This window comes from Pelomicrobium sp. G1, assembly GCF_051905455.1.
Classification (GTDB): Bacteria; Pseudomonadota; Gammaproteobacteria; order Burkholderiales; family UBA6910; genus Pelomicrobium.
Genome location: NZ_JBQACR010000501.1, coordinates 1 through 247, shown reverse-complemented (window position 1 = coordinate 247; position 247 = coordinate 1). Strand labels below are relative to the sequence as shown.

General features: G+C 44.9%; 1 pseudogene. It reads right to left on the bottom strand.

Features of this window, described 5'->3' with window-relative positions:
* Positions 1-203 (bottom strand): annotated as a pseudogene (locus tag ACTFO6_RS19385) (hypothetical protein); the annotation flags it as partial.
* Between the last annotated feature and the right edge of the window lie 44 nt (positions 204-247).

Below are 247 nucleotides of genomic sequence, written 5' to 3'. Positions count from 1 at the left end.
CTATTAAGATGAGCCGCGCTTAAATCAGGCGCTTTGACGTTCTTACTGAATACCTGCTCAGCGAACTCGATACAATCCGCGAAGACATCTGCCTTATTGGTCTCATGAAAGATCGCATGGTAGCTGTCTGGATATAATTGCCAGCGTTTATCAGTGGTATTAAGAGCCTCATAAAAATCGCGCTCTGCCTGCTTATCGACCACGTAATCCTTGCCTGCACATAATACAAACTTCGGTACCGTAATAG